Here is a 26352-nt window from a genome sequence, read left to right on the forward strand (position 1 = left end):
CCATTATAATTGTCTTTTGGCTATCTCCGCAACGATTCTGTCGTACTCTTTCTCATCAATCTTGTACTTTGCTCTGAGTATAAGATACGCTCCTGTCATCATCAGAAGCGGAACAAAGACCATACCGAATCTCAGCGTCAGGGTCTGGGACGGAAGGACCGTACTGATAAAGCCATCCGCCTGAACAAGAGCTGTTTCTCTGTCCATGGTACCTGCACCGACTTCCATCTCCAGTGCGCTGATATTCTGACTTACGGCATAGATTCCGCTGATTATCAGTATCAGAGAAGCCGCAGCCTGATTCAGGGCGTTGGATAATTTTACGGCAAAGGACCTGATGGCTGAGATTATACTGTCGTGGCGCTCTCCATGTTTGTACTCATCGTACTCAATGGTGTTGTTTACCATAACGATGACAGCCAGGTTATAAAGTCCCTGTGAAAAGAAAATCACAAAGCCGAGGATGTTCAGAAGAATTATATTCGCCGGAATAACATAGCCATACCCAAGGAATATCAGGTAGCATATCACGAGGCATATAAGCGCACAGGTGATGATCCTGTTTCTTGAAAACTTCCCGGACAGGATCGGATACGCGAACTGCGCAAGGAGCGTTCCAAGGCCATACATAACAGTAAATATTGTCACAAGGTTTCCGCTGGCGGAATAGCCGAACTGGAAATAAAAGAAGTTAAGCGCAAGAAGAAACAAAAGCTGCTGCCCCACGCAGAAGAGGATATATGCGATTCCCACCGCGATGAGCTGATCGTTCCTTGCAAGGATCCCAGCCATGCCCTTTAAGCTAACCTTGTTATTGTCGTCATGTCTTTTGGTCTCAGTTACTCCAAGATAGGTCAGGGTCTGGAACGCAACGAAGCCAAGGGCAACAATAAGGGCTGTGACCCTGAAGGCCATTACCGCGTTTCCTGCGATGACTATGGGTACTATTCCCGCAATCAGGAACTGTCCGACGCATACAAATATTCCCATGAGTGTAACAAGGCCATCCCTCTCCTTGGGATCGCTTGAAAGGCTTGGAAGCATACCCCAGTAGGCAATGTCGTTGACAGTGTAGGTCATTCCCCAGCACAGATAAATGAAGCTGAAGAAAAAGACAAAAGCCCAGCCCGTCGGTCTTACCGTGAACATCGTGATTATCACGACGGCATTCAGAATGGCTCCGACTATTATGAAGGGCCTGAACTTACCGCTCTTAAAGTGACAGTTTTCTATTATTGTGCTCATCAGCAGATCGTTCACCGCATCCCATACCATGCATACCACCATGGCTGCAGATATTACGGAGAACTGTGCCACTGTGAGTTTCATTGTGTACTGGACGTAAGTCAGAACAAACATGCTCACCAGTACATATGCTGCATCCCGGCCTGTGGCGCCCACGCAGTAACACCACTTGGTCCTTTTATCAATTCCGTTCCCCATACTTATTCCCCCGATTGTTTTTTACAGTGACTGGTCTGTGATCTTTACGTTTCCGCTGCCGAGGCCGTTCTGCGCCTCCTCCAAAGGAAGCCAGTCAATGAATTTCTTTATCTGACTGTCCCAGAAATCCCAGTCGTGTCCGCCTTTTTCTTCATTCCAGGTGACATCTGCTCCGTTTCTTATGAGATTGTCGCGAAGCCTTATGTTTGCGTCATATAGTCCGTCTTCCGTGCCGCATGATAAGTAAAATCTTGGCTGGGGTCTTTTTTCACTTATGAGTTCTTCAAAGGCGATGCCCGGATTTACGTTGGTCTTTTTCGCCTTATCAAGATCAGCAAAAAGAGATTCCACCATGAATCTCTCTTTATCATCTTTTTCAAAATGATGAACCGCCGATGAAAATCCGCCGATATGGCTGAAGGTGTCGGAATAAACGATTCCGTTTCTCACAGCGCCGTAGCCTCCCATGGAAAGGCCGGCGATATAGGTATCCTCTCGCTTATCCGATAACGGGAACATCATCCTGGTTACTTCAACAAGCTCTTTTCCTATAAAGGTTGCGTAGTCGTTATATCTGATATGGCTGTTGACATAAAAGGCGTTATCGCCCGAGGGCATTACAACCGCCAGATCCTTCTCCTCTGCCCAGCGCTGGATCCTGGTTCCGCTGACCCAGTCGGTGTAGTTGCCTAAAAGCCCGTGAAGAAGGTACAGGGTCTTGAATTTATATCCCGCCTTGTTTTTGTAAGAAAGTGATACAAAGTCTATCTTGTCCACAGGAAGTATCACATTGAGCGGTACCGTCCTGAAAAGAGCTTTTGATAGATAATTTACCTGTAACAGTGCCATTTTTTATCCTCCCACATTTACTGTTTTTCACAAATAAAATTATAGCAAATGTGATAGAATAATAGTGTAAATTCATTCATTAATTGGGGAGGCAATCGATCATGGTAAAGAACGAACAAGAACTTCTGGAAGCAATCAAGCACGAACACCACATCACCAAGGAAATCACTGATACACTCATCGAGCTGGATCAGTTACCGAGCACCGGAACTCAGGTTTTTCTAAATGACCTGATCGTTGCTTTGTACAAGAGGGTTGTGGATGTTAACGATGACATTGTTGTAGAGATTTTCGCAGACAAGGTGATCACTCCCAAGGAGTACACTGCCTGGGTAGAAGATAATTTCACCGAGTATTCGGCAAATCTTTTCAAGAAAACAATTGATGAATAAAAAATGGTCCCTGGGGACGGAGTCAGCGGTTCATTTTCAGAATATTCTGAAAATGAACCGCTGACTCCGTCCCCAGGGACCATTTAATTTATTTACTCTGCTGTGTTCTCATTCAGTGAAAGAAGTCTCTCATAAGCTGAAACCTTTCTCGATGAATTAAGAATAAAGAACACTCCTATTCCAACCAGCACAAAGAGCAGTGATGGTCCGACAGCACTTGCAAGAACCGCTATCTTCATCGCTCCCAGAACCGTAACGGGTATTACACTGCAGATGCAGCATCCGACGCCAAGCGCAAACATAAAGTTCTGACTCGTATTGTTCTCAGCAATTTCTCTTTTTACAAATTCCTCTGTCTCACTCTCGAGGCCGCAATTTCCTTCATCCAAAAACTCCCAGCCTTTTCTCTTGGTCCCTGAAAGAAGTATCAGCCCGACACCGATTGCAACTGAAAGGAACAGGAATGCAACGCCGAAGCTTGAAATGAAGTTTGTTATCGGGTTGCTGCCGAAGAGTTCTTCAAATCCGCTGAAGAACACAGGTCCTGCCGGTGAAAGGATGCAGAAGAATACGCCCAGGCCGAAGATAAAGGTGCAAAGAGCATTATCCATAGCATAATCATTGGCCTCATCTATGGTAAGCAAGCGCTTGCCTGTATTCTCATATGTAACGTCTTCTATTGTCGCAACTGTCGTTACAGGCTTGGGCTCTTTCCCAAAGCCAAGGGATTCCTTGAGCTCATCGATATTCCCAAACTCTGTTATTATGGTTCCGACGATGGCATTCTCAGCCATCCCCTGCGCTTTGAGCTCATTGTACTTATCTTCCATCATGGAAAGAAGCTCACTCTTAGCTCTGCGTGTTTCCTCTGTGTCCGGTAAATTCGCAAACATTGTTTCAAGATAATTCTTAATTGTTTCCATATCACTTTTCTCCCCTATACTTCAATTCTTCTCAGAAATAAATCTCTCAATTACATCCTTGGTCAGCTGCCATTCTTCACATTTTTCCCGGTAGTACTCAAGGCCCGAATCGGTTATCTGATAATAAGTTCTGCGCTTACCGTTCTCTGCCTCCTTACTGAAGGATGTGATGTAGCCGTTCTTCTCCAGTCTGGTAAATGCCGAATAGAGAGTAGTCTCTTTGATAAGATACTTGTTCTCCGACAGGGTCTTTATATTCCTGGATATCTCATATCCGTAGGAGGGTTCTTCCCTCAGGAAAAACAGAATAATGGTGTCATTGTAACCTCGGATCACATCGCTGCTGATCTCTTGCATATTCGATTCCCTATTCCTGTTTGTTATACTACGACCATCGTTACTACGACTGTCATAGTAAATATAATACGACAGTCGTAGTATGTCAATAGTCCGTATAAAAAAGTATAAAAAAAGAGCGATATGTATAATGACACATACCACTCTTTTTCCAATATTAAAAAGGCTCCTTGCCCAATTGAATCACTTATTTTTCTTCTTTTTCTTTGTCTGCTTCCATTGCCTTTATGAGCTTATCAATCTCCGTCTGTGAAAGCATAACATTTCCGTTCTCGCCCATTTATTCCTCCTACAAAAAATCCATCCACATAATTTTGCAACAGGCATACTTATATCATATTCAGGTCGGGATAGGAATACTTTTTTAACAAAAAATAAACGATTCTATATTCCGTATAAAAATATCTCTTTGCCATAAAAAATCTTTGTGACAAATATACTGAAAACAGTGAAATTATGCTGCAAAAAAGAGCATTTGGCGTTGTGTTTTTATTTCAGAAAACAGGCCAAATGGTAATAATAATGTAATGATGTCTTTATTGTTTTTTTACTTTTTAATGATAAAATACAATTGAAAAATTGTACTGTTTTTGTGGATGCACGGAGGCACAGATGAAAATAGTCGATAAGCTTTTACATTTTATTCTAGGGGTGATCGTGCTAATTGTGGCGCTCATCCTTCTTTGTGCTGCAAATCCCGGAGTGCGGGAGACAGCTTCAGGTATAGCTCAGAAAATCGGGCCTATATACGTTCCGCCACAAGAGGAAGATGAAGCTGCGACTCAGCAGGCTAATGCCGGGGATGAAAGCGAAGAAGAACCCCAGGAAACCAAATACACCGTATCAATGGATCCAAGCCTGTTCGTCTATGCAGATGAGCTTGAGCATGTCGTAATCGAGGCGACGGATGATAATACAGCACCATCATACAATGACTACAACGATAAGCGCGACCTGTCGGATACACTGGATGAGAGTGCAATATCCGATTACAACACCGGAGATGATGAATATAAGAAGCTGGTCGAAGAAGGCGATGACGGACTTTTGCAGCTTGATGACTACCTGAACCAGGCCATCAAAAAGAGCGATGCCAAGCTGGCAGAGCCTGAAGTGACCGAAATCACAGACCCCCAGGAAGCACAGACCATAACTGATACGGTTCCGCTTGGCGAGACCGGTGAAGATGCGGAGTTCGACGAGCTCTTTTACCCTTATTATCATATGCTCGGGGAGAAAGAAAAGAAGCTGTACAAGCAGATATATGCCAACGCAAATGCTCTGACCGCTGAGTTCAGACCTGTTGAAGAATGCACTCCAAAGCAGTGGATAGCTGCCTGGGACTGTGTTTTCTATGATCATCCCGAGCTCTTCTGGATGGATAACACCAAGTACTACGAGTCTGATTACAACGGATCCGTCATAAAAGTCGGCCTTAAGTTTTATGATGAAATTCCTGATGTCGACAAAGCAAAGACCAGATTTAACAGTGTTGCCAATGAGATTCTCGCCGGAGCCAACGGGCTTGAGACGGATTATGACAAAGAGAAATATATCCATGATACACTTGTAAATAAGATCACATATATGTTCAACTCCATGGACCAGAGCGCCTTCAGTTCGATTCCAAACGACTATACTGTTTGCTGCGGATACGCCAAGGCCTTCCAGTACCTGATGCAGAAGCTTGGAGTACCTACCTACTTTGTGATCGGATGGGGCGGCGAGATGCACGCCTGGAACATAATAAAGCTCGATGACGAATACTACAATGTCGATGTTACCTGGGACGACACCGACCCCATGACCTACGATTTCTTTAACGTGACCGACAGAAAGAACCTGATGCACACAAGAATGTATCAGTCAAGATACCTTCCCGCCTGCAACGGAACGACATACAGCGGACTTGAAAACGCTGCACCCGATCCCAAGAAGCTCGGTGCAGCCAATGATAAGATCTACACCGATATAGACGAATATGTTGAAGATCTTATAGGCTTGCTGGACAAAGTTTATACCTCCAAAAAGAAAACCGGAGAAGTAAAGCTTGTCATCAGCAGGGAATTGTTCCTAGAATGGTATAGCCAATTATTTGGTGACCAATATCATGATGGCGACGATAGAACTGCCTATCTTACCAGTTCCGATGGAACAAGCAGTCTCACCATGATGTTTGAACGCCTGGACAGCGGTGATTATCTCATCACCCACCACGTAGATTTTGGCGAATGATTTTGGCCCCTGGGGACGGAGTCAAGGGTTCATTATCTGAAAACGAACCGCAATGGAGACCATTGTCAGATAATGGTCCCCTGACTCCGTCCCCGGGGGTCATTTATTTTTTCAAAACTTTGTAACCATCCCGGTTCATTTGTCGCTATTTAGAGTGAAGGCCTTAAAAAGGGAGGAAAATTCGGTATGGATGATGCCGTAATTGTAGAGCTCTACATAAAAAGAGATGAATCAGCGATTTCTTTTACATCGGAAAAATACGGAAAAGGACTGAGAAAAATAGCGAATAATGTCCTGGGGAATGAGGAAACAAGCAAGGAGTGCGAGAACGATGCATACCTTGAAACCTGGAATCTCATCCCGCCCAACGAGCCAAAGACCTATCTGTTTGCCTTTGTCGGCAGGATCATAAGACATCTGGCAATCGACAGATTAAAGGCAGCGGGTGCGCAAAAGAGATCTGCCCTGTACTGCGAGCTTACAGATGAGCTTCAGGAATGCATTCCCGAACAGAGCGATGTCTTTTCCGAAATAAGTGCCATGGAGCTGACGGATATGATCAACAGCTTTCTGGAGGAATATCCGGAGGCGCAGCGAAACATCTTCGTCCGCAGGTACTGGTACTTTGATTCCGTTTCCGAAATTTGTAAGAGATACTCCCTGACTCAGAGCAATGTTAAGACCACACTCTTCAGAATGAGAGAAAAGCTGAAAGACAGATTGAACCAGGGAGGATATGAATTATGAATAAACACGATTTTCTCGATGCCGTAGGAGGCATCGATCCGAAGTATGTAGAAGAAGCCGGGAAGCCCGCGAAAAAGAGATTTAAGATAGCCCATTTTGAAAGATATGCTCTGGCTGCCGCAGGACTGATACTTCTTATTGTTGCAGGAACCGTGATCACAGTAAGGCGACCGGCCACAGTATCTGAAACAGAACCCGTCGAGACCGACGAAAGCGTAAGCACCTTGATGATGTCACCTTCAGATACCACAGCAGGCGGAATAACAACCGAAAGCGCTACCGAAGAAGCAGTAGAAGAGGCAGACAGCCTTGAAGGAGAAGCGGTTATGAGCAGTGACTTCAATCAGAGCCTCATATCCTTTATCGAAGATAGTGGCTATGAGAGCGAGAACTTCATGATATCTCCCACCTCCTACAGAGCAGCTCTGGCGCTGGCTGTAGCAGGTGCAGACGGCGAGACCAAGGACAAGCTGATAAAGGCCATGGGCTTTGAAACCATGGAGGAAGTAAATGCATGGTATGCTTCCGTGACAGAATCCGAGGATGCCTTTAACGAGTGGCTCAAGTGCGCAAAAGAAGATTTTAAGGAATACTCAGACTATTATGGTGATGATGCCAAAGAGCCTGACGGCGCCTTCGATATTCAGAATTCCATTTGGCGCAACACCAAAGCAACCGGCAAATTATCCGGCAATTACAAGAAATATGTAAAAGAAAACTTCGGCGCAACAGCTGATAACGTGGCTCCGAACAAGATCACAGAAAAAGTAAACAGCTGGATAAACAAGAGCACAAACGGCATGATCCCAAGCATCAGCAGCGACCTCTCTTATGCTGATCTGGTTCTTGTAAATACGTTGTATCTGCGCACCTCATGGACAAATGAATTCTTTGAGGGTACAACACACAAGGGAACATTCCATGCACTGAGCGGTGAAGACATCGAAAAAGATTTCATGAACAACCAGGACCACTACCTCTACTATGAAGATGATTCAAGCAAGTTCGTCGTACTTCCTATGAACGGCGGAATTCGTGCAGTATTTGTACTGGGTGATGCAGAAAACGTCATGGAGAACCTGAATAAAGCCACCTATGAAACCGTAAATGTAACAATTCCGAAATTTGAGAATGAGACATCCTTTAGCAACAACGAGCTTATAGATTATCTCAAGGCACAAGGCGCAGAAATCGCATTCACACGCGATGCCGATTTCTCACTCATGAGCGATGAGATGTCTCTGATGATAACCGATATCATCCAGAAGACCAAAATCAAAGTCGATGAGACCGGAATCGAAGCCGCTGCCGCAACTGCAATAATGATGACAGAGGGAGCCTTCCTTGAAGATCCTGAAGAGCCCAAAGAGTTCACAGCAGACGAACCCTTCAAGTACATGATCCTCACAAGCGGCGAGAATCCCGAGATGCTCTTCTACGGACAGATTGTAGAATAATTCTTGTATTATTTTTAATTTAGGACTTGATATATTTTAATATCCTTGCTATATTATACATAAATTGTGAATATTTATGCATTAAATGTATAAAAGCAGGAGGAAATATTATGAAAAAGAAAATTATAGCAGTAGCTCTTACAGCAATTGTAGCCCTTGGTTCTCTCGTTGGATGCGGAAGCAGCTCAAACGGCAGCACAGGCGATGCACTTATCGTTGGTACAAACGCAGCATTCCCACCTTTCGAGTATGTTGGAGATGACGGTAAGCCCGACGGATTCGACATTGCACTTATCAAGGCAATCGGTGAGAAGGCCGGCATGGAAGTTCAGATCCAGGATATGGAGTTTGACTCTCTCGTATCTTCAATCGGAAACAAGATCGACGTTGCCATCGCAGGTATGACTGTTACCGAAGAGAGAAAGAAGACTGTTGATTTCTCAGATTCTTACTACGAAGCTGTTCAGGATGTAATCGTTCCTAAGGGATCAGCAATTGCTACAGCCGATGACCTCAAGGGTCTCAAGATCGGTGTTCAGCTCGGAACAACAGGTGAATTCATTGCCGATGAGATTGAAGGAGCAGAAATATCCGCTTATAATAAAGCAGTAGACGCTGTAAACGACCTCAACAACGGACGTGTTGACTGTGTCATCGTCGACAAGAACCCTGCTGAAGTATTCGGCGCTCAGTTCCCTGATCAGGTTGATGTTATTCCCGGAACAAACTTCGACTTTGAGCCTGAGAACTACGCAATCGCACTTCCTAAGGGAAACACAGAGCTTGCCGAGAAGATCAACACAGCACTTAAAGAGCTCAAGGAAGACGGAACATACGACGCCCTCGTTAAAAAATACATTGAGGAGTAATACTTATAAATGACTTTATCTGAACGCTTTATTGCAGCTTTCATAACCGGCGACCGCTGGAAGCAGTATCTTGCAGGACTTGGCATAACTCTTGAAGTTGCCATATTTGCAGGAATACTCGGTATCATAATCGGAACCGTTGTGGCCCTTATGAAGCTATCAACAACTGAAGACGGAAAGCCTACGATCCTTAACTACATTGCTACGGTTTACGTGGATATTATCAGAGGAACTCCCAGTGTACTGCAGCTCCTCATCATGTGGTTTATCATCATGGCCTCTTCCAACAATGGAATACTGGTGGCATCTCTTTCCTTTGGTATCAACTCGGGAGCCTACGTTTCCGAGATTGTCCGTGGAGGAATCCTTGCAGTTGACAAGGGACAGATGGAAGCCGGCAGAAGTCTTGGACTTTCCAAGGCAGCTACCATGCGCTACATCATCCTTCCGCAGGCCATCAAGAATGTCATTCCGCCCCTGGGGAACGAGTTTATTACTCTGATAAAAGAGACTGCGATCGTAGGTTACGTTTCTCTCGCAGACCTTACCCGTGTGGCAAACCAGGTAGCTTCAAGGACCTATGATGCTTTCATGCCCCTCATAGGTGCAGCTGTTGTTTACTTTGTGATAATCAAGCTGCTGACCATACTCCTTGGAAAACTTGAAAGGAGGATGCGTAAGAGTGATAAGCGTTAAGAATCTCCATAAAGAATTCAAGAATACCGACGGATCCGTAACCAAGGTTCTCTCAGGTATCACATATGAAGTTGCAAAGGGTGAAAAGATTGTTATCGTAGGCCCTTCAGGATCAGGAAAGAGCACCTTCCTCAGATGCCTCAACCTGCTTGAGAGGCCCACATCCGGTGAGATTTACTTTGATGCTCAGGAGATCACCGATCCCAAGATCAATATAAACAAGATCAGGCAGCGTATGGGAATGGTTTTCCAGAACTTCAATCTCTTTAACAATCTCACCGTAATGGATAACATCATCCTTGCACCAGTCAAGCTTAAGATCATGAGTGAAAAAGAGGCCAGAGAAAAGGCCACAGAGCTCTTAAAGAGGGTTAATCTTCTTGATAAAGCCGATGTCTATCCGGTTTCGCTCTCCGGCGGACAGAAGCAGAGAATCGCAATCGTGCGCTCTCTGTGCATGAATCCCGAGATGATGCTCTTTGATGAGCCGACATCAGCCCTCGATCCCGAGATGGTAGGCGAAGTTCTCGACGTTATGAAACAGCTTGCCGACGAGGGAATGACCATGGTTGTCGTAACTCACGAGATGGGATTTGCAAGAGAAGTTGCCACCAAGGTCCTCTTTATGGACGAAGGCAAGATCCTTGAAGAAAACACACCCAAAGAGTTTTTCGAAAATCCGCAGAGCCAGAGGCTTAAGGATTTCCTTTCAAAAGTTCTATAATATCAGATATATCAAGGCCTCCTTAGACATTGTCTAAGGAGGCTTTCTTTAGACAATAAACAAGATTTGAACCCTCAGATGTAAAGCGTGCGCCTTGCCGTTTGCATATGTGCGTTATATTGCACGTTTGAGTCATGCAATGACGCAACAATTCTAATGCGCATGTCTCACCAATTTAGCCAAACATGCGCAAGAAGCATTTTCGCGTATAGCATGACAAAAATCTCAATAAAAATCATGCAAAAAGACCATTTTTCCTTTCCGCATGACCTCAAAGTCACGCGCTTTCTGTTTTTTCTGATCCGCATGACTTTGAAGCGCCTCAAAAGTCATGCAAAAAGAGAAAAGTTGCTCATAGCGTGACTTTAAGGCTGATGAGGTCAATATTTTTCTACATATACAGAAAAAAGTGGACTATGGGCGTAGAAAATACCGCAGCAGTTTACAGCAGTTTACATGGGCGGAAGAACCAATGCTCTGCTCATCCCCCTACCATGCCCGCCTTAGTGACCAATACTCTTGAAAAAACACCGGAGTCAAGGGACAGTACGCTGGGCGCCGCTCTTTGGCGCCCGGGCAGCCCTTGGCTCCGGTGTTTTTTCAAGATACAATATTAAGGGTGCGGGCTCGTAAACGAGTCTAAACCCATCCCCTATTTCTTAGCCAGCGCCAGCACTCTTCTATAGCTCAGTAGCGCCAGAACTGCTGCGATTGCCATAAAGACAAGTGCCAGAATTTTGTGATCTATGCGCAATCCAAGGAATACTACAAGCACCACGAGTATCATAACCACGAACATGTTAGGAAGCATGTACCATGCCACTCCGGGACCCTGCTTAATAACTTCCACTTCATTCTCCCAGTCAAGCCTCATGTGCTTTATTCCGCACACGCAGCCCCAGGCTGTAGAGAAAGCACAAAGGGCAGTTCCAAGTATCAGATAAAGTACAGTATTTATCAGAGGCACCCTGGCAGAAATGCACAGGCACAGGGTCGTAAAGGCCATCACAGGAACCGACAGACACATGTTAAAGAGCATCTTGCCCTGATAGAGCGTCTTCTTTTCAATAGGCAGGCTCTGGACTATCCAGTAGTTCTTGCCCTCAAGTGATGGGGAACAAGCTGTGGTTGCCATCATTCCCACCATAAAATACACGATCAGTGGGATAGCCGGTTGCAGAATTGCAGAATCAACCGGTGCATTCTGAGTCACAACTGCAATTAACTTATCAAATCCGATGATCAGCGTTGCCACACCCAGTATTACGGCAAGCACATCTCCCACCGCCGCATTGGTGATATAGGTCGTCGAACCGATCATCCTCCTGAATTCCTTGTACGCAATGGCGGTAACGAGACTTCTCTTTTTCTGAGTTGTCATCTTGTATGTACCGCGTGCAGCGTGAGACTTAAGAGCCGAGTTGATATTTCTGTAAGACCTTCCCACTATGTGGAACAGAATGATGAAAAGAGCTGACGACACCACTATAAGTAAAAGTCCGCAGACAATACTTCCCTTCGTCACTGCATCTGAGAACCATCCCATGGGAAGGTATACACCGGATGCCTTCTCTACTGCCCCGGACATATTCTCAAGAGTCTGCTCAGCTCTTCCGTCTCTGAACAAGCCCTCAATTATATATCTCAGTGAAAAACTGAAAATGATAAATGCAAAAGTTATTATCGTATGGATCAGATTATTCTTCTTAAATCCCGAGCTGATCCTGGCAATTATAAATCCTATGAATGATGCAGCCAGCATAGGTATAAGCGGAATAAACAGCGATAACACTATCCAGTACAGGTAGATCAAAACGCTGGGATGAGCAAATATGCCATAGCCGATGAGCATTGCAACTGATACACTCATGTACCACGGCAGTGAATTGATGTACATGTAAAGAAACTTGCATCCCGCGATAGTGCTGCTCTCAAAAGGAAGTGACATCAGCATGTCATATTCCTTAAAATTAAAGAGATATCCGTTTGTCTTGAACACAGTGAACACAAATGCAAGTGAGCTGATCACCAGTGCACACATGGCGGGAGCAGAATCAATCATTCCCATCGCTCCGTAGCCTATACACATCAGCACGCTGTAAGCCATCACCATCGCATAGAGGAAGAATAATCCCACATACGCAGCGACTATCTTATTCTTCTTCTTTTTGTCTTTTGTATGTTTAAAGACGTTCATCCTGCTGGTTGAAACAAGAAGCGCCTTTAAAAGTACCATGCTCCTCTTATCCATTGTCAGCCTCCAAAAATGCCTCTTCAAGTGATTGGCCTTCGGTTAATTCCTCCATTGTTCCGGAAGCGATGATCTTGCCTTTTTTGATAATAGCTACTTTGTTGCAGAGCTTCTCAGCGACATCAAGGACATGGGTCGAGAAAAATATGGCTGTTCCGCGGTTGCACATTTCATGCATTATCTCTTTTAACGTAAACGTCGCCTTGGGATCGAGACCAACGAAGGGTTCGTCGAGAACCAAAAGCTTCGGATCATGGATCAGAGCTGAAATTATCGCAACCTTCTGCTTCATACCATGGGAATAGGAACTGATAAGATCTCCGAGTGCATCGGTTATTTCAAAGAGATCGGCGTATTTCTTTATCTTCTCCTCTCTCTCCTGCGCACTTATGTCAAAGACATCAGAAACAAAATTCAGATACTGGATCCCTGTAAGATTCTCGTACAGATCCGGGTTATCAGGAATATAAGCTGTTACCTTCTTGCACTCCATGGGCTCATCTTTTACGGAGTGTCCGTCAATAAAGATCTCGCCTTCGGTAAAATCAAGTACTCCCACAACTGCACGGATAGTTGTTGATTTGCCTGCGCCGTTGTGACCGATAAAGCCGTATATATCTCCGCTCTCAACGGTAAGTGTCACGTTGTCAGCAGCTTTTTTCCCTCCGTCGTATGACTTAGAATAGTTTTTTATCTCCAACATTTTCTACTTCCTCCATAACAAACTCCGTATCTAACTGTATCTAATATAAAGATATCATAGCATTTACACATAAAAAAGACCGATATCACACGGATATCGGTCCATTTTACACCTGTTTTGGCGAATTACTGTACGGTATTAAACTCTATCATATTTGCAGCTTCGTAATCTGCATAGAACTGGTTAAGTATTGTGTCGTCCGCAACCTTAGCCTCAGGATCATCATTTACAGTACGAATATCAGACGTATGATAGTATGTTCCGTTTCCATCTCCGTCATACTCAACATAAGCATTCTCATCAATTACAAGAAGATCAGACTCTGTGATTATCATCTTCTTCATGCCATGATTGTTTCCGACATAGAGGAGTTTGCCGTCGCTTGCAAGAGGATAGGCTGTACCACCGCACTCTACATAACCAAGGTACAGAATATTTCCGTCTGCATCATACTCATAAACATCAGCATCGATTGCTACAAACTTCTTGCCATCGCCATCATAATCATATGTTCCTGAAGCAACCAAAAGAACATCCTTATCTCCTACAGTAACATTTGCATAACCCTGGCCTGCCTGAAGCTTATCAACGATCTGTGTGAAGGTGTCGCATCCTGTGATATCCATAGGTATGTGTGAATCTTCATCATCGGGAATACCTGCGCTTGCCTGCTTGTTTGGATCGTAGAGAGCCTCTGCGATAGCCTGGGGATCAAAGCCGTCAAGGTCCTTTGCAACGGTAGAAAGTGAGTATGCAATACCAATCTCAACATCATACCATCTTACAAGGTCTGCGCTCTCGCTCTCACCAACAAAGCGTGAAGCTGTTCCGGTCATGTTTCCTTCGCCCCAGTTTGCAAGTGTTATATCATCAGTAACTGTCCACTCATAATTCATTCCGGAAATATCCTGGTTATTATCGCCAACAACCTGCTCTCTTGCAGTAAAGTTCATTCCGTCGAGATCAAAATCAAGCTCTACAACAGGACCCGGTACTTCAAAAGATGAAGGGTCTGTGTTACCCATTGCTCGCCATACCACATTGGTTGCACCCTCCGGAGCACTAAAGCCGTTTGGTACCAGTGCAGAAGCCTCATCCTCTGTGATCTCTTTCCATGGATTTGCAAGCTCTGTACTCTCAGTAGTCTCAGTTGTCTCTGCAACCTCTGCTACTTCTGTAGTCTCTGTTGTCTCAGTCTCGGCAGGAGCTGTCTCTTTTCCGCATGCTGCCATCTGAAGTGCAAAGACACTCATCATCATTACAATTAAAATTCTCTTCTTCATAATTCCTCCTCTTTAACGCATTATTCTTCAGTCGTAAACTCACAACAGTGTCATTATAGCACCGTTACTGCACCATAAATCTTAAGCTTCTCTAAAATAGGCGTGTGACAGTTTTGTGATAAACAGTTTGATAACATACAATCAACAAAACAAACACAACACAAACACAAAATACAAAGAGAGAGAATAGAAGACATTAAGGAGGACAAACATATGACAACTATAATCGCAAAAATCTTTATTATCATGACACTGGTATTTGAGGTAATCACAATCACAACCGGATCAGCTCTTTATCCTGTATTCACAGCAGCCTGCGTTATCATCTTCGGATGCATCGCACTTCAGATCATCATCGGAAAGGTACAGAGATACAGCTTACAGCACAAGGCAATAAGAAAGATGTTCTTACTTGGATGATAATTACCTCTTATATAAAAAAACTAAATACAGGCAATACAATATAAAAGAACAGGAAGATGCCCCTCCTGTTCTTTTCTTTTATGCCATATCAATTTTAAGTGCTTCTATTAGATCTGTTTATGTCCCATTATACTGGAAAGCCAGCATTGTGATGTCATCAAACTGCTTGGCATCCCCCACGTGCTCCTTGATGCCCTGAGAAACATTCGTAAGAAGCCTTACGGGATCTGCATCAGGATCCTTGTTCAGAGCATCCAGCATCCTCTCTTCCCCAAAGAAGACGTTGTCTGCGTTGGCAGCCTCTGTAACTCCGTCTGTATATACAAAGAAAGTATCTCCCGGCTCAAGCTTAAACTCATGCTGTCTGAACTTCAGGCCTTCCATGGTGGCAACCGCAGGAGAATGTTTGTATTCAACCAGTTCAAATTTCCCGTCCTTGTGCTTGAGTACAGGATGCTCATGGCCTGCATTTACCGCAAGTCCCTCTCCTGTGGACAAAGACACTACCGCAAGCCATACTGTCACGAACAGTTCCGCTTTATTTCCTTCGCAGAGCTGATTGTTTACTTCATACAGAATCTTGGCGGGATCCTCACACAGAAGCGCTCTGTTCTTGATAAGGGTCCTTGAAACCATCATGAAAAGAGCTGCCGGAATCCCCTTACCTGATACATCAGCCATAACAAGCGCCAGGCGGTCATCATCAACCATAAAGAAATCATAGAAATCGCCGCCAACCTCTCTTGCCGGAGTCATGGTGGCATAGAGGTCAAACTCTTTTCTCTCGGGCATGTACGGGAAGATCTTGGGCAGGATGTTCTCCTGAATAGCCGAAGCCACCGCCAGATCCCTGTCTGCCGCAGCTTTCTCCCTGCCCTGATTGACATTGAGAATTCCGTAGATCAAAAGGATTATCAGCATAGTTACCGATGCGCTTGGAGAAAGGCCATACATGGTCGCCGTAAGGGCTCCTATAACCAGCGGTACAACAGCATACGCAAAGAAGGTTACTATCTGAAATCTCTGAAGCTTCTTTCTCTGATAAACAACTCCGATAAGAGCCAGGATCATAACTACATATGCGTAGATCAATGACAGAAGATACGTGGAACTTCTGTGATAAACACCGGCTGCATCCACTGTGAAATAGACCCCTGTGAAAAGATTGATGAACCTCATGCTAAGAGGTCCTATAAGTCCAAGAACAATGACTCTTCCCACAAGCCTGATATATTTGTCATCGAGCTTTAAGTAAGTCATGGTGTAGAGCCAGAAAAAGCATGCTTCCAGAGGTGCACAGAGATAGTACACCGTATTGTCCAGTATATTGGCCCATCTGAGCTGCGGGATTCCATCCACCAGCCACGCACAGGCATCAGTAAAGCAGCCTACATAGGACACGATAAGGAGCAGCATCAGATAACGCAGGTCCGATCCATTCTTCTGTACATCAATAACAAAGCACACAAAAAGCATGTATCCCATCATCATGCTGACCATGTCCATTCCGATGTTGAGCACGTACATTGGCTTTAAGTTTGCCACTCCCCTGATGAAGGTAAACTGGGCAGTCAGAAACATCATCAATAAGCAGAAAAGTGATACCCACATTACTCGTTTCATCTGTGCTTTGCTGATATACTGCATGGTATTCCTCCAAAAATTATTTTACGTTTATTGTGTCATTCTTATCTTCATTGAGCAGCCGGGCGAAAGCCTTGGCAGTTCTTAAGTCCGCTTCCCTGAAGTGATTGCCCGGGTTCCATTCAAAGGTGACCTTTGTGCCTGCGCTTTCCAGAATTTTGCAGGCATCAGCCATGCGATCCGCAACCGTTGCCATGACAGGGTTTCTGGCTTTGGCTTCCTTATCCCCCAGGCTTAAGTAGACTGCTTCACAACGGATGGAGCTCTTTTGCATATATTCGGTAAAATCCGGGAACCACATGGATGGCGATGCCGCAGCAACTCCGCTGAATGTGTCTGTCTGATAGGCTGCCCACAGCGCAAAGAGCCCAGCCAGTGAATAGCCGCCGATGTAATATGTCTTTTCCCTGTCAGAACACATGGGTAAAAGAGCTTTAAGAAAAGCCTCTGCTCCGTCGCCAAAATCTTCCCTGCCGAATACTGCCGGGGCCTTCCAGGGTGATAAGTCTTTATTCCAGCTGATAACCTTCAATGCGACAAGATAAAAATCTGTGCCGGTCATCGTCTTTATTAAACTGAATTCGCTCTCCAGAAACTCCAGGTCATGCTCATCAACGGGCTGGATGAGGACTCTTTTTGCTTCCGGATTACCAAGACAAAATGTTTCCATTCTCAATGACTCCTTCTTTTAATTATTCTTTTTTCTGCGGAGGTCTCTGACCCTGTCTTTGAGGGCTTCTGCTGCATGCATAATCGGGATATGTTCAAGGTCGGTCTCATCTATTCCTGGCTTTGGTATAAACTTCTGTATGCCGAGAAGGATTCTCTTTTGGTTGAGGGAGAGCTTTTCTGCATAGGCCTTGGCAAGCTGGTCGTGACGAGCCTCCATCTGCTCTTTTTCCTCTTTGATCTTCTGCTCAATAACCTTTGGAGCTGACGTAACCTTCTCGTAGCGCTCCTGAGCTTTCAGGTTAAACTCCTCATGCATCTTCTCAACGTCTTTGAGCAGGGCATTAAGGCTTGCTTCAGTAAGGGCAAAGTCTGCACCGAAAATCATGGCTATCACGATGGCCAGGATTTCGTAGACTATGGGGTTTACAGCAGCATGTACACCCTCTACCGCAGGAATCAGGAATTTGACTACCGCTACTCCCGCAAGGCCAAAGGCTATGCTCACCGGCACACAAATTCTTCCGTTTATGTTGAGCGGAAGCTTGCTGTAATCCCACCACCTTGCGTGGAATCTCTTTTCCAGGACCCAGGATGTGCCGTATTCTGCAATTGCGCTGCCGATATAGCAGATGATAAATATGCCCCATATCGGAAACGAGGGGTCTGAGAGGGGTTTTATAAGCGAAAACAGTATTGAAACTCCGACTACGCAGGAGCCGTATATCGGACAGATCGGTCCAAAGAGGAATCCCCTGTCCGCCCATTTCTTCTCATTGGCCGAACAGTAGATGGATTCCCAGACCCATCCTAAAAAACTGTAGAATATAAATTCAACAAAGTATTGTGCAATTAACATGATTCATATGCCTTTCTTATTTCTTAGTACCACAACAATATATTCTAGCACAAAAAAAGATGTCCGATTTCCCGGACATCTTTTGCAGATCTTACTCAAAGTCAAAAGTCAGTGAATTAAGGACACCTGTGAGGGCTGCGTGAACCTCAGTGTTCATCTCCTCATCATTTCCGTCATGCCCGTCGGTTTCAAAGATCAGTGCTCCATCCATGTAGTCCCTTGCAAAGGCTGTCATATAGGATCCGGATCCTTCCTTGTCTACAGGAACAGAAACGTTGTAACCTGTAACATCGCTTACGCCGGGGAATGGCCACTCTGTATACTCGGCCTTATCGCCGTAGGCCTTTCCAAGCTCTTTTATCGCTGCTTCTGCCTTATTGTCAACAGTATAGGTAACAGTGATAAGGTTTGATCCTGCACAATCGCCTGTGTATACGATAAATACCTGAGGCCCGCTCTGGTTGATCTCAAACTTGGTTGCGTCATACTTGACACTCCAGCCGTTGGCGTCATGATACACGCTGTTCTCAGGGCCGTTTACATAGTTCTCGGAGCTAAAGGTCTCGGGATCCTGTCCCTCTACAAGCTCAAATACCAGCTCTATTCCATCATCGAAAGAACCGGTTATAATGCCGTCCTTGCAGGATGAAACCGTAAATACTTCAGCAGGTTCCGTCGCTCCACCGAAAGTAAACGAAGCGGATCCATCATTCTGAGTTATTTCAAAAGGAAGTCCTATTCCGTCATGTTCGCCGTCCTCTGTGTGTCCGTAAGTCTCGTCATTGAACACATAGAAGTAGGTCTTTGCGGGATTCTCAGCTTCTTTTGCATAATTAACATATACGCCTTTCATAAAATACGGCGCTGCAGGAATCTCAGCTTCCGGCTGCTTGGATACTCCCAAAACTGCCGAAGATGCATTCTCAGCTGATGCACTCTCCACTGTTGTATCGTTTGCCGCCGCATTCTGCGCTGCCTTATCCGCGCATCCCATCATAAGCGTTCCGGCTATCGCGCCCGCAATCAAAAGCACCGTAAAAATCTTAATCCCATTCTTTTTCATAATCCTTCCTCCTCAAATATAACGTCACATAAAATGTTACATTACTTTTTGCACCGAAAGAATTAAAAAAGCATAAAATTTGAAATGGGTCAGGCTGCTTTGTGGGCGGAGAAGACTTTGACTGAATCAAAGAGATGCTGATGGTGGACATTCTTGGCGTCGAATTTGACGGAAGTAAAGGCCATCTGCATGATGGGGCCGGTGGCGAAGGCACAGATAAGGGTGCCGATGCCAACGGGGCCGCCGAGAAGCCAGCCAATGAAGGTAGCAAGGCTGAGAAGTGTTATGCTGACTGCGCCGATAGGTATCTTGCCGGCGCGTTTTGCAAGCGCAACAAGAAGCGTATCTCTGGGGCCACAGCCGAGAGAAGCGCTCATGTAGGTGTACTGAGTGTAAGCCATGATGACAAGTCCCAGGATCATGACAGGGATTCCGGTAACAAGGCTGTCGCACTTAGGCACAAGATTTATCCTGTTAAAGAGATCAACTGCCTTACCAACTACGAAGGCATCGATAAACATTGCTATTCCGATGGGCTCTTTTAACGCAATATCAATTCCAAGTATCGCATACGAAACCGCAACCGACGCTGTTCCGTACAGGATGCCGAAGGTCTTGGAAAGTCCCAGATTCAGGACATCCCATGGGCCGGCTCCTATATTGGCCTGGATTGTAAGATAAACCCCAAATCCGTTTATAAAAAGACTTATTGCAGCAATTACCATATTAAGCAGAATGTCTCTGCTTGTTCTGTTCTCTTTTAATCTACTGTTCTTAAACATTTCTTTTGACTTCCTAAATAAAATTATATTGTGCTCAATTCGGATTTGATTATAGCACAATTAATTCTTTTGAGATATTTTATCAACGAAACGCCTTGACTGTGGCCTCCTAAAAAGATATTGTTAGCATATGCTAACCCATTCAGCAAAAGGAGGAAAGTATGAGTAAAATAGCGGTAGTATATTGGAGCGGTACAGGTAACACACAATCAATGGCAGAAGCTGTCAAGGCAGGTGCTGAGAGCAGCGGAGCTTCAGTTGATATGTTCACACCATCAGAGTTCAGTTCATCACTTGTTTCCGGATATGATGCAATAGCTTTCGGATGCCCTGCCATGGGTGCGGAAGTTCTTGAGGAGACAGAATTCGATCCGATGTTCACATCAATCGAAGGTTCTCTTTCCGGAAAAAAGGTTGTTCTCTTCGGTTCTTACGGATGGGGAGACGGCCAGTGGATGCGCGACTGGGAGGACAGATGCAAGTCTGACAACGCAACACTTGTCACAGACAGTGTTATCGCCAACAATGCGCCTTCTAGTGATGATCTGGAGAACTGCTCAGCTCTCGGAAGAGCAATTGCATAACTTATAAAAGGCATCAAAGATTTGCACAAATCTTAAGCACAAATCATGTAAAGGGCCGGGCTTCTGATCATTCAGAAACCCGGCCCTCCTCTTTTTATACAATTCCTTATTCTATATTCTTGAGCGCCACATCCAGTGAAATTCTCTTGATCCTCGCAAAATCGATCAGCGATACAAATGCATATCCGATGAGCAGATAAACAACTGACAGCACCATGGATGACCTCTTCATATAAAAAGCAAAATAGCCGTCCATCTGCAGCATAAATGCATGGAATATCCAGACCATCAGATAGTATCCGACAACAAAGGCAACGGCTGCAAACACCACCACTACAATGGATGTCGGGATAATGTAGAGCGATCCGATCTCTCCGTTCTTAAATCCCAGGATCTTGGCCAATGAGATAGAGTGTTCATTCCTTTCAATGATAATCTTAGCCAAAAGATATATCAGCGAAGCCGACAGTACTATAAGAGCATTTTTGAATACTCCCATAAATCCGCCCATGGAGTGCATAAGCTGATTGGTGACCTTCAAAATATCTTCAGAAGTAATTACCGTAGCAATATACTGATCATCTATATCAGTGATCTCTTTTCTTGAAAAATACCCCGAGAAGTCATCGCTGTCTTTCTCAAAGGCCTTATTAAAGCTGTCTGCATCAAGAAACGCTGCAATTCCTCCATCATAGTCAATCACACCCAAAACACTGAACTCATATGACTTATTCTCATACTCCTCATGAAGCGTGATCATATCCCCCGATTTAATTCCGAATTTCTTTGAAAAAGCACTCGAGATATACAGCGCATCCTTCGAAGTGTCTTTCCCCAGAGATATATACTTGCTTCCCTCACTGATTCCGTACACTGTTACGCTCTCATCTCCGCCGCTGCCCATTCCCTCCCGGAAGGTGCTGCTCTTCTTGGGATACATGAGCTCGGTCATACTAAATCGCTCAGCAGACTCTTCGTCAGTCTCTATGATATTTCCATCGTCATCTTTACTGCCCATGAGCATGTACTGATACTCTGCAAACATCATGTCCGGAGCTTCTTTTGCGTAATGATTCAGGGAATCCGGAAGTCCAAAAGCAAAGCACATCATAAGTTCTATGAAGATTACTCCGAATATCAGAACCAGATAATTTGGTATATTCTGGAAAAGAATCCTCAATCTGAACCTTTTGAGGAACGACCACCTTGGGAGCCTCATGGCCTTGGTCCTTCGTGTCTTAACAAGGTCGTGGCGCAGGAACTTCAAAGGACTTAGCTGAAGCTTTTTCACGATCACAAAAAGGTTTATGAAAAACATCAGAAGCAGCGGTATTATTGTGGTCTTTATCAGAGCAGTGCTGCTCCATATCGTATGGCATTTGGGAAGGCTGTAGCTGTTGAAATACAGGTAGACCGCCAGATTCCTGAAAGCCGTATACCCAAGCACATTTCCGATAATCGCCCCGATCAGCGTAACAACAACCGGCATTGACATGTAATGTACCACAAGCTCTGACCTGCTGTAGCCCGAAGCCCTCAAAGTCCCGATGACCGATGCTTCTTTTTCTATGGTGTTACTGATTATGATTGCGAAAATAAATGCAATAACACCGATAAGTATATAGCAGAGGATGCTTGCACCAACCGAATCCCCTTCAATATCAGTCACAGCGAAATTGCTTGCCTGCCTCATATACTCAGGAAGATAATCCTCAATTTCATTGTCATAAACCAGCGACTGCGTGATCAGCGCCTTCATGAAATTCTCTGAGTAATCTTTCTGCTCCACCTTTGACTCGGGCGCCTTATCATACTTATAAGCATAGCTGTAATGCACCCTTGATTTCAGTTGACTGAATGCCTCAGGCGTCACCATACCGACATCAAACCCGAACGCATCAAACATCAGATCCGTGTTGGACTCGTGGAGCGTCAGATAGTTGACATATGAAAGAAGACCAACCACCTTGAACTCTTTTCCACCAACACTGATAGTATCGCCAAGAGCCACTCCAACGTTGTCAGCATGCATCCTGTCGATGGCGATCTCATTATCCGCCTCGGGAGATCGTCCTTCGTTAAAAGAGGCTTTGTCTATCTCAGAGTCACTCTTATAAATCCTGACAGTGGCATCCTCTGTGCCGTCGCCGTTGTTGTCCTCAGATTCTTCCCTGTAAAAATGCTCATATATCTTAACCGAAACCGGATTGAATTCATCATTAAGGTTGTATCTGTCTGCGACTTCATCCCACTCCTCATCAACCTTTTTTACCACTTCTTCGTGTGCTTCATCGTAGGCCTCATCTACGGCTTTCCTGTACTCTTCCGACTCCTTTGCTTCTTCGATTGCTTTGTCAAAAGAGCTTTCAACAGCCGCATCGATCTGCCCCTTTATAAGCTCTTCATCCGTGATTCCGAAAGCAGCACACTGAGCCCTGACAGCTTCCTCGATCTTTTCAGTCACCTGCTTATTCAGCTCATCTTCGACTGCCTCAGCCACCTTTTTATCGGCTTCCTTGTTACCTTTGTCGATGTAGTAGCTTCTTACATCAGCTTTTTTACCCGAACTTATACCATCAAGAAGATCCTGCGATGCCCTCTTGGACAGTTCAAAGCTTCCGTCTTCAAGATTTAAATCCTGCCTTCCTGCATAAACTGCCGCCAGCATGCTGTCATGTCCGACATACATTCCTGAGATAACTCCGATCATGATGACCATAAAAACTATGATAACGAGATACTTGTGCCAGTCTGACTTAAGCTCTCTGGGAATCCTTTTGATAAGAGGATTTTTCATAACATCCACCTCCTACCATTCCAGATCCATTGCTGAGATCTTGTTCTCGTTAATATCATTATGGCGCACCACACCATCTCTGAGCTTGATGACATGATCCGCCATGTTTCTGATTGCCTCATTGTGGGTCACCATGATCACAGTGCTTCCGAACTTGTTGTTACAATCCTCAATTAGAGCCAGTATTTCTTTTGATGTCTTGTAATCCAATGCGCCGGTAGGCTCGTCGCACATAAGGATGTCGGGATTTTTAACTACAGCTCTTCCTATCGATACCCTCTGCTGCTGTCCGCCCGATAACTGATTGGGATACTTGTACTTGTGCTTCTGAAGTCCAAGTGTCGTCAGTACCTCCTCTACATCCAACGGATTGTCGGAGAGATAAGCTCCGACCTCGATATTCTCCTTGACGTTCAGATTAGGGATAAGATTGTACATCTGAAATACATATCCCAGGTGCTTTCTCCTGTACAGGGTAAGCTCTTTTTCATTCATCTCTTCCAGCTTGTCACCGTTTATGCTGACAAATCCCTCATCAGGTGTATCAATGCCTCCGATGATGTTGAGCAGCGTTGACTTTCCGGATCCGGACGGTCCTAAAAGAACGCAGAATTCACCTTTTTTCACAGTGAAATTCATCCCTCGAAGGACATCCTGTCTGGCCTCTCCGGTGCCAAAGCTCTTTTTTAAATCTTTGATTTCCAGAAACTGTTCACTCATAATTCCTCCTCACAGCACAAAAGTTACCTATTGCTAACAGGATTATAATACGCTATAATTGCGTTAGCAATAGCTAACGTTCTAAAAATTTTTTGGGGAGTCAAGTAAATGCCTGACAATATCATCGTTGAGAACTGCTCTCCCACACTGGCTGGGATAAAAACAGGGAACATCTTTACTATAGACAGAAGTCTTATTTCCGATATAGGCGAAGAATTTCGCGAACTTAATCAGTGCTTTGCAGGCAAGGGTCTGCGCGCAATTCCTCTTAAAATTTCTGAAAAAAATGTCCTTATCTATCTCTACAGACCCGACAAACTAAGAGCAGACCTTTCCTGCAAAGAAGCCAGGGATATCCTCCTCTCAAAGGGATACAGCTGCGAATCTGTTGAGAGCGACATTGTCCATCTCATCAGGCAGATATGCAGCCAGAACACTTTCCCTCATGAGATAGGTCTTTTCCTGGGCTATCCTCCTGTGGATGTAAAAGGCTTCATGGAAGATACCAGAAAAGGCGTTAAATGTGTGGGATACTGGAAAGTCTACGGTGATAAAGAGAAGGCGGAAAAGACCTTTTCCAGCTACAAGAAATGTACAGAAGTATATAAAAAGTGCCTGTCCGGAGGCAGACACTTATCTCAGATGATCGTTAATACTACTTGTAACAGATGCGTCGCATCTTAAAGAAAGGCTGACATGAGTAACGAATACGTCATTTCCCTGCTAAAAGAGAAGGGATTCAGGATTACAAAACAAAGAAGACTTATAATAGATATTATTCTTGGCAGTGATGGTGCTTCCTGCAAAGAGATCTATCACAAAGTCATTTCAAAAGACAGCACCGTCGGCACCGCCACTGTATACCGTATGATCAGGCTCCTTGAGGATGTCGGGATCCTGAAACACGTCGACATGATCACACTTACCGGCAACTACTAAACAGATCAGAACTCCATCTGATAACCGACCTTCATCTGGTATATCTTATCTCCGAGTTCTTCTTTCAAAATGCCGAAGGCACGCCCCTTGGTGCAGTGCCCCGTGCACACATAATCAATCCCTGTGTCCATTATCTTACCGGCCACATCTCTTATCTCTTCACCTGATTTGTTGAACAGGTGGAATCCACCGATAAGCCCATATACATGCTTGTCAGGAAAAGTCTCTTTTACCTCATTTATAATATTGGCAGCTCCGCCATGTGAGCATGAATTGATGATAACAAGGCCCTTATCCGTATCAAGGACAAGGCTCTGTTCGTGTGAAAAATCATCGGGAACCCAGCGGTGATTCTCTTTTCTGTACATGAGCTCGCGCTTTCCGATCTCCGAAAGCCCCGCGGTCTTGTGAGGGATCAGGTATGCCCCTTCCATCAGTTCATAGTCGCCCGAAACCATCTCTATCCTGTCGGGATATTTCCTTAGCATGCTTCTGGGAATTCCGATATATTTCCTGAAAATCTTCATCTTGTGATAGCAGTTTGCAGCCGTACCATCCCTTAAATAAAACTTCGCCTTACTGTTATTCTCAAAGAAAGCCGGGATTCCGTTGGCGTGGTCATAGTGTGCGTGACTGAGTACGCCGTAGTCAACATCAGCTACATCAAGCCCCAGCTTTTTCATGTTCCCAAGAAACAGCTTGGAAGCTCCGGCATCCACCAGGATCTTCTTCCCCCTGAACTCTACCAGCAAGCAAAGTCCCCACTCACCGGTGATGCCTTCGTTTGAAATATTATCTACTACAACTGTAAGTTTTGTCGTCATGTCTTTTGCCTGCCTCACTCATTGATGTTTTCAAACCATACACTGATTATACCAGAGAATTTTGGTCCCTGGGGACGGGGGTAGCGGTCCATTTATTTGTCCCTGGGGACCAAAAAATG

The 26352-nt window shown here is 44.8% G+C and carries 26 protein-coding genes; 11 read left to right on the top strand and 15 right to left on the bottom strand.

Annotation, left to right across the window (positions count from 1 at the left end; translation table 11 throughout):
• Positions 1-3 precede the first annotated feature (3 nt).
• Positions 4-1443 carry an MFS transporter gene (locus G590_RS0108065; RefSeq protein WP_022765160.1) on the bottom strand — a complete coding sequence of 480 codons (1440 nt, stop codon included), beginning with the start codon at positions 1441-1443 and terminating at the stop codon, positions 4-6.
• 21 nt (positions 1444-1464) lie between these two features.
• The gene (locus tag G590_RS0108070; protein WP_022765161.1) at positions 1465-2292 is read right to left on the bottom strand and encodes an alpha/beta hydrolase; all 828 of its coding nucleotides are present in this window, start codon (positions 2290-2292) and stop codon (positions 1465-1467) included.
• 101 nt (positions 2293-2393) lie between these two features.
• Here G590_RS0108070 and G590_RS0108075 point away from each other — a divergent pair, with 101 nt between their 5' ends.
• Positions 2394-2684, top strand: coding sequence for a hypothetical protein (locus tag G590_RS0108075; RefSeq protein ID WP_022765162.1), 291 nt, complete (start codon positions 2394-2396; stop codon positions 2682-2684).
• Between the two features lie 92 nt (positions 2685-2776).
• On the opposite strand, the gene G590_RS0108080 is transcribed toward G590_RS0108075, so the two are convergent.
• Both G590_RS0108080 and G590_RS0108085 read right to left on the bottom strand, forming a co-directional pair.
• Entirely contained in the window at positions 2777-3607 is an 831-nt protein-coding gene (locus G590_RS0108080; protein WP_022765163.1) for a permease prefix domain 1-containing protein, read from the bottom strand.
• A gap of 21 nt (positions 3608-3628) precedes the next feature.
• Positions 3629-3964: a PadR family transcriptional regulator gene (locus G590_RS0108085; RefSeq protein WP_022765164.1), complete on the bottom strand. Its 336-nt coding sequence runs from the start codon at positions 3962-3964 to the stop codon at positions 3629-3631.
• Between the two features lie 612 nt (positions 3965-4576).
• Here G590_RS0108085 and G590_RS0108095 point away from each other — a divergent pair.
• The 6 genes from G590_RS0108095 (at position 4577) to G590_RS0108120 (ending at position 10692) form a co-directional block, all read left to right on the top strand.
• Positions 4577-6199: a transglutaminase domain-containing protein gene (locus G590_RS0108095; RefSeq protein ID WP_022765166.1), complete on the top strand. Its 1623-nt coding sequence runs from the start codon at positions 4577-4579 to the stop codon at positions 6197-6199.
• Between the two features lie 186 nt (positions 6200-6385).
• Positions 6386-6946: an RNA polymerase sigma factor gene (locus G590_RS0108100; protein ID WP_022765167.1), complete on the top strand. Its 561-nt coding sequence runs from the start codon at positions 6386-6388 to the stop codon at positions 6944-6946.
• Positions 6943-8403, top strand: a complete 1461-nt coding sequence (locus G590_RS0108105) for a serpin family protein (protein ID WP_022765168.1) — start codon at positions 6943-6945, stop codon at positions 8401-8403. Before G590_RS0108100 ends, G590_RS0108105 begins: the two co-directional genes overlap by 4 nt.
• A gap of 110 nt (positions 8404-8513) precedes the next feature.
• Complete coding sequence (locus G590_RS0108110) at positions 8514-9272, top strand: basic amino acid ABC transporter substrate-binding protein (RefSeq protein ID WP_022765169.1); 759 nt, start codon at positions 8514-8516, stop codon at positions 9270-9272.
• Between the two features lie 9 nt (positions 9273-9281).
• Positions 9282-9968: an amino acid ABC transporter permease gene (locus G590_RS0108115; protein ID WP_022765170.1), complete on the top strand. Its 687-nt coding sequence runs from the start codon at positions 9282-9284 to the stop codon at positions 9966-9968.
• Positions 9955-10692 (top strand): amino acid ABC transporter ATP-binding protein, encoded by a 738-nt coding sequence (locus G590_RS0108120; RefSeq protein WP_022765171.1) that lies wholly within the window; start codon positions 9955-9957, stop codon positions 10690-10692. Before G590_RS0108115 ends, G590_RS0108120 begins: the two co-directional genes overlap by 14 nt.
• Positions 10693-11344: 652 nt before the next feature.
• On the opposite strand, the gene G590_RS0108125 is transcribed toward G590_RS0108120, so the two are convergent.
• The 3 genes from G590_RS0108125 to G590_RS0108135 all read right to left on the bottom strand — a co-directional run bounded on the left by G590_RS0108125 (position 11345) and on the right by G590_RS0108135 (position 14929).
• Positions 11345-12943 (bottom strand): putative ABC transporter permease subunit, encoded by a 1599-nt coding sequence (locus G590_RS0108125; protein WP_022765172.1) that lies wholly within the window; start codon positions 12941-12943, stop codon positions 11345-11347.
• Complete coding sequence (locus G590_RS0108130; protein WP_022765173.1) at positions 12936-13646, bottom strand: ABC transporter ATP-binding protein; 711 nt, start codon at positions 13644-13646, stop codon at positions 12936-12938. Before G590_RS0108130 ends, G590_RS0108125 begins: the two co-directional genes overlap by 8 nt.
• Positions 13647-13771: 125 nt before the next feature.
• On the bottom strand, positions 13772-14929 hold the full coding sequence (locus G590_RS0108135) for a hypothetical protein (RefSeq protein ID WP_022765174.1): 1158 nt from the start codon (positions 14927-14929) through the stop codon (positions 13772-13774).
• A 213-nt stretch (positions 14930-15142) separates the two neighbouring features.
• Here G590_RS0108135 and G590_RS0108140 point away from each other — a divergent pair, with 213 nt between their 5' ends.
• Positions 15143-15349, top strand: a complete 207-nt coding sequence (locus G590_RS0108140) for a hypothetical protein (RefSeq protein WP_022765175.1) — start codon at positions 15143-15145, stop codon at positions 15347-15349.
• Positions 15350-15469: 120 nt separating this feature from the next.
• Here G590_RS0108140 and G590_RS20525 read toward each other — a convergent pair whose 3' ends face one another.
• From G590_RS20525 to G590_RS0108165, 5 genes are all read right to left on the bottom strand, one after another.
• Positions 15470-16999, bottom strand: coding sequence for a PP2C family protein-serine/threonine phosphatase (locus G590_RS20525; protein WP_022765176.1), 1530 nt, complete (start codon positions 16997-16999; stop codon positions 15470-15472).
• Between the two features lie 16 nt (positions 17000-17015).
• Positions 17016-17666 carry an esterase gene (locus G590_RS0108150; protein ID WP_022765177.1) on the bottom strand — a complete coding sequence of 217 codons (651 nt, stop codon included), beginning with the start codon at positions 17664-17666 and terminating at the stop codon, positions 17016-17018.
• An 18-nt stretch (positions 17667-17684) separates the two neighbouring features.
• On the bottom strand, positions 17685-18524 hold the full coding sequence (locus G590_RS18825; RefSeq protein ID WP_022765178.1) for a putative ABC transporter permease: 840 nt from the start codon (positions 18522-18524) through the stop codon (positions 17685-17687).
• Positions 18525-18615: 91 nt separating this feature from the next.
• A complete protein-coding gene (locus tag G590_RS0108160) occupies positions 18616-19587 on the bottom strand; it encodes a hypothetical protein (RefSeq protein WP_022765179.1) in 972 nt (323 codons plus the stop codon).
• A gap of 89 nt (positions 19588-19676) precedes the next feature.
• Positions 19677-20369: a YczE/YyaS/YitT family protein gene (locus G590_RS0108165; RefSeq protein ID WP_022765180.1), complete on the bottom strand. Its 693-nt coding sequence runs from the start codon at positions 20367-20369 to the stop codon at positions 19677-19679.
• Positions 20370-20530: 161 nt separating this feature from the next.
• Between G590_RS0108165 and G590_RS0108170 the strand changes: the two genes are divergently transcribed.
• Positions 20531-20953, top strand: a complete 423-nt coding sequence (locus G590_RS0108170; RefSeq protein ID WP_022765181.1) for a flavodoxin — start codon at positions 20531-20533, stop codon at positions 20951-20953.
• Positions 20954-21059: 106 nt separating this feature from the next.
• Here the strand turns inward: G590_RS0108170 and G590_RS0108175 are convergent, their stop codons facing one another.
• Together G590_RS0108175 and G590_RS0108180 are read right to left on the bottom strand one after the other, a co-directional pair.
• Positions 21060-23750, bottom strand: a complete 2691-nt coding sequence (locus G590_RS0108175) for an FtsX-like permease family protein (protein WP_022765182.1) — start codon at positions 23748-23750, stop codon at positions 21060-21062.
• A gap of 12 nt (positions 23751-23762) precedes the next feature.
• Positions 23763-24470 (bottom strand): ABC transporter ATP-binding protein, encoded by a 708-nt coding sequence (locus tag G590_RS0108180; RefSeq protein WP_022765183.1) that lies wholly within the window; start codon positions 24468-24470, stop codon positions 23763-23765.
• Positions 24471-24578: 108 nt separating this feature from the next.
• Here G590_RS0108180 and G590_RS0108185 point away from each other — a divergent pair, with 108 nt between their 5' ends.
• On the top strand, positions 24579-25154 hold the full coding sequence (locus G590_RS0108185) for a DUF3793 family protein (RefSeq protein ID WP_022765184.1): 576 nt from the start codon (positions 24579-24581) through the stop codon (positions 25152-25154).
• A 12-nt stretch (positions 25155-25166) separates the two neighbouring features.
• Complete coding sequence (locus G590_RS0108190) at positions 25167-25409, top strand: Fur family transcriptional regulator (protein WP_022765185.1); 243 nt, start codon at positions 25167-25169, stop codon at positions 25407-25409.
• A gap of 5 nt (positions 25410-25414) precedes the next feature.
• Here the strand turns inward: G590_RS0108190 and G590_RS0108195 are convergent, their stop codons facing one another.
• Positions 25415-26233 carry an MBL fold metallo-hydrolase gene (locus G590_RS0108195; RefSeq protein ID WP_022765186.1) on the bottom strand — a complete coding sequence of 273 codons (819 nt, stop codon included), beginning with the start codon at positions 26231-26233 and terminating at the stop codon, positions 25415-25417.
• Positions 26234-26352 lie beyond the last annotated feature (119 nt).

Origin of the sequence: Butyrivibrio sp. XPD2006 (assembly GCF_000420865.1) — a bacterium.
Taxonomy (GTDB): domain Bacteria; phylum Bacillota; class Clostridia; order Lachnospirales; family Lachnospiraceae; genus Butyrivibrio.

Bases quoted from the DNA above. Each gene is read 5' to 3' on its own strand.
- G590_RS0108110 (WP_022765169.1), top strand. From the start codon at position 8,514: ATGAAAAAGAAAATTATAGCAGTAGCTCTTACAGCAATTGTAGCCCTT.
- G590_RS0108115 (WP_022765170.1), top strand. From the start codon at position 9,282: ATGACTTTATCTGAACGCTTTATTGCAGCTTTCATAACCGGCGACCGC.
- G590_RS0108175 (WP_022765182.1), bottom strand. From the start codon at position 23,750: ATGAAAAATCCTCTTATCAAAAGGATTCCCAGAGAGCTTAAGTCAGAC.
- G590_RS0108150 (WP_022765177.1), bottom strand. From the start codon at position 17,666: ATGGAAACATTTTGTCTTGGTAATCCGGAAGCAAAAAGAGTCCTCATC.
- G590_RS18825 (WP_022765178.1), bottom strand. From the start codon at position 18,524: ATGTTAATTGCACAATACTTTGTTGAATTTATATTCTACAGTTTTTTA.
- G590_RS0108075 (WP_022765162.1), top strand. From the start codon at position 2,394: ATGGTAAAGAACGAACAAGAACTTCTGGAAGCAATCAAGCACGAACAC.
- G590_RS0108080 (WP_022765163.1), bottom strand. From the start codon at position 3,607: ATGGAAACAATTAAGAATTATCTTGAAACAATGTTTGCGAATTTACCG.
- G590_RS0108135 (WP_022765174.1), bottom strand. From the start codon at position 14,929: ATGAAGAAGAGAATTTTAATTGTAATGATGATGAGTGTCTTTGCACTT.
- G590_RS0108165 (WP_022765180.1), bottom strand. From the start codon at position 20,369: ATGTTTAAGAACAGTAGATTAAAAGAGAACAGAACAAGCAGAGACATT.
- G590_RS0108130 (WP_022765173.1), bottom strand. From the start codon at position 13,646: ATGTTGGAGATAAAAAACTATTCTAAGTCATACGACGGAGGGAAAAAA.
- G590_RS0108125 (WP_022765172.1), bottom strand. From the start codon at position 12,943: ATGGATAAGAGGAGCATGGTACTTTTAAAGGCGCTTCTTGTTTCAACC.
- G590_RS0108185 (WP_022765184.1), top strand. From the start codon at position 24,579: ATGCCTGACAATATCATCGTTGAGAACTGCTCTCCCACACTGGCTGGG.
- G590_RS0108070 (WP_022765161.1), bottom strand. From the start codon at position 2,292: ATGGCACTGTTACAGGTAAATTATCTATCAAAAGCTCTTTTCAGGACG.
- G590_RS0108140 (WP_022765175.1), top strand. From the start codon at position 15,143: ATGACAACTATAATCGCAAAAATCTTTATTATCATGACACTGGTATTT.
- G590_RS0108085 (WP_022765164.1), bottom strand. From the start codon at position 3,964: ATGCAAGAGATCAGCAGCGATGTGATCCGAGGTTACAATGACACCATT.
- G590_RS0108065 (WP_022765160.1), bottom strand. From the start codon at position 1,443: ATGGGGAACGGAATTGATAAAAGGACCAAGTGGTGTTACTGCGTGGGC.
- G590_RS0108105 (WP_022765168.1), top strand. From the start codon at position 6,943: ATGAATAAACACGATTTTCTCGATGCCGTAGGAGGCATCGATCCGAAG.
- G590_RS0108100 (WP_022765167.1), top strand. From the start codon at position 6,386: ATGGATGATGCCGTAATTGTAGAGCTCTACATAAAAAGAGATGAATCA.
- G590_RS0108195 (WP_022765186.1), bottom strand. From the start codon at position 26,233: ATGACGACAAAACTTACAGTTGTAGTAGATAATATTTCAAACGAAGGC.
- G590_RS0108160 (WP_022765179.1), bottom strand. From the start codon at position 19,587: ATGAAAAAGAATGGGATTAAGATTTTTACGGTGCTTTTGATTGCGGGC.
- G590_RS0108095 (WP_022765166.1), top strand. From the start codon at position 4,577: ATGAAAATAGTCGATAAGCTTTTACATTTTATTCTAGGGGTGATCGTG.
- G590_RS0108190 (WP_022765185.1), top strand. From the start codon at position 25,167: ATGAGTAACGAATACGTCATTTCCCTGCTAAAAGAGAAGGGATTCAGG.
- G590_RS0108180 (WP_022765183.1), bottom strand. From the start codon at position 24,470: ATGAGTGAACAGTTTCTGGAAATCAAAGATTTAAAAAAGAGCTTTGGC.
- G590_RS0108170 (WP_022765181.1), top strand. From the start codon at position 20,531: ATGAGTAAAATAGCGGTAGTATATTGGAGCGGTACAGGTAACACACAA.
- G590_RS20525 (WP_022765176.1), bottom strand. From the start codon at position 16,999: ATGCAGTATATCAGCAAAGCACAGATGAAACGAGTAATGTGGGTATCA.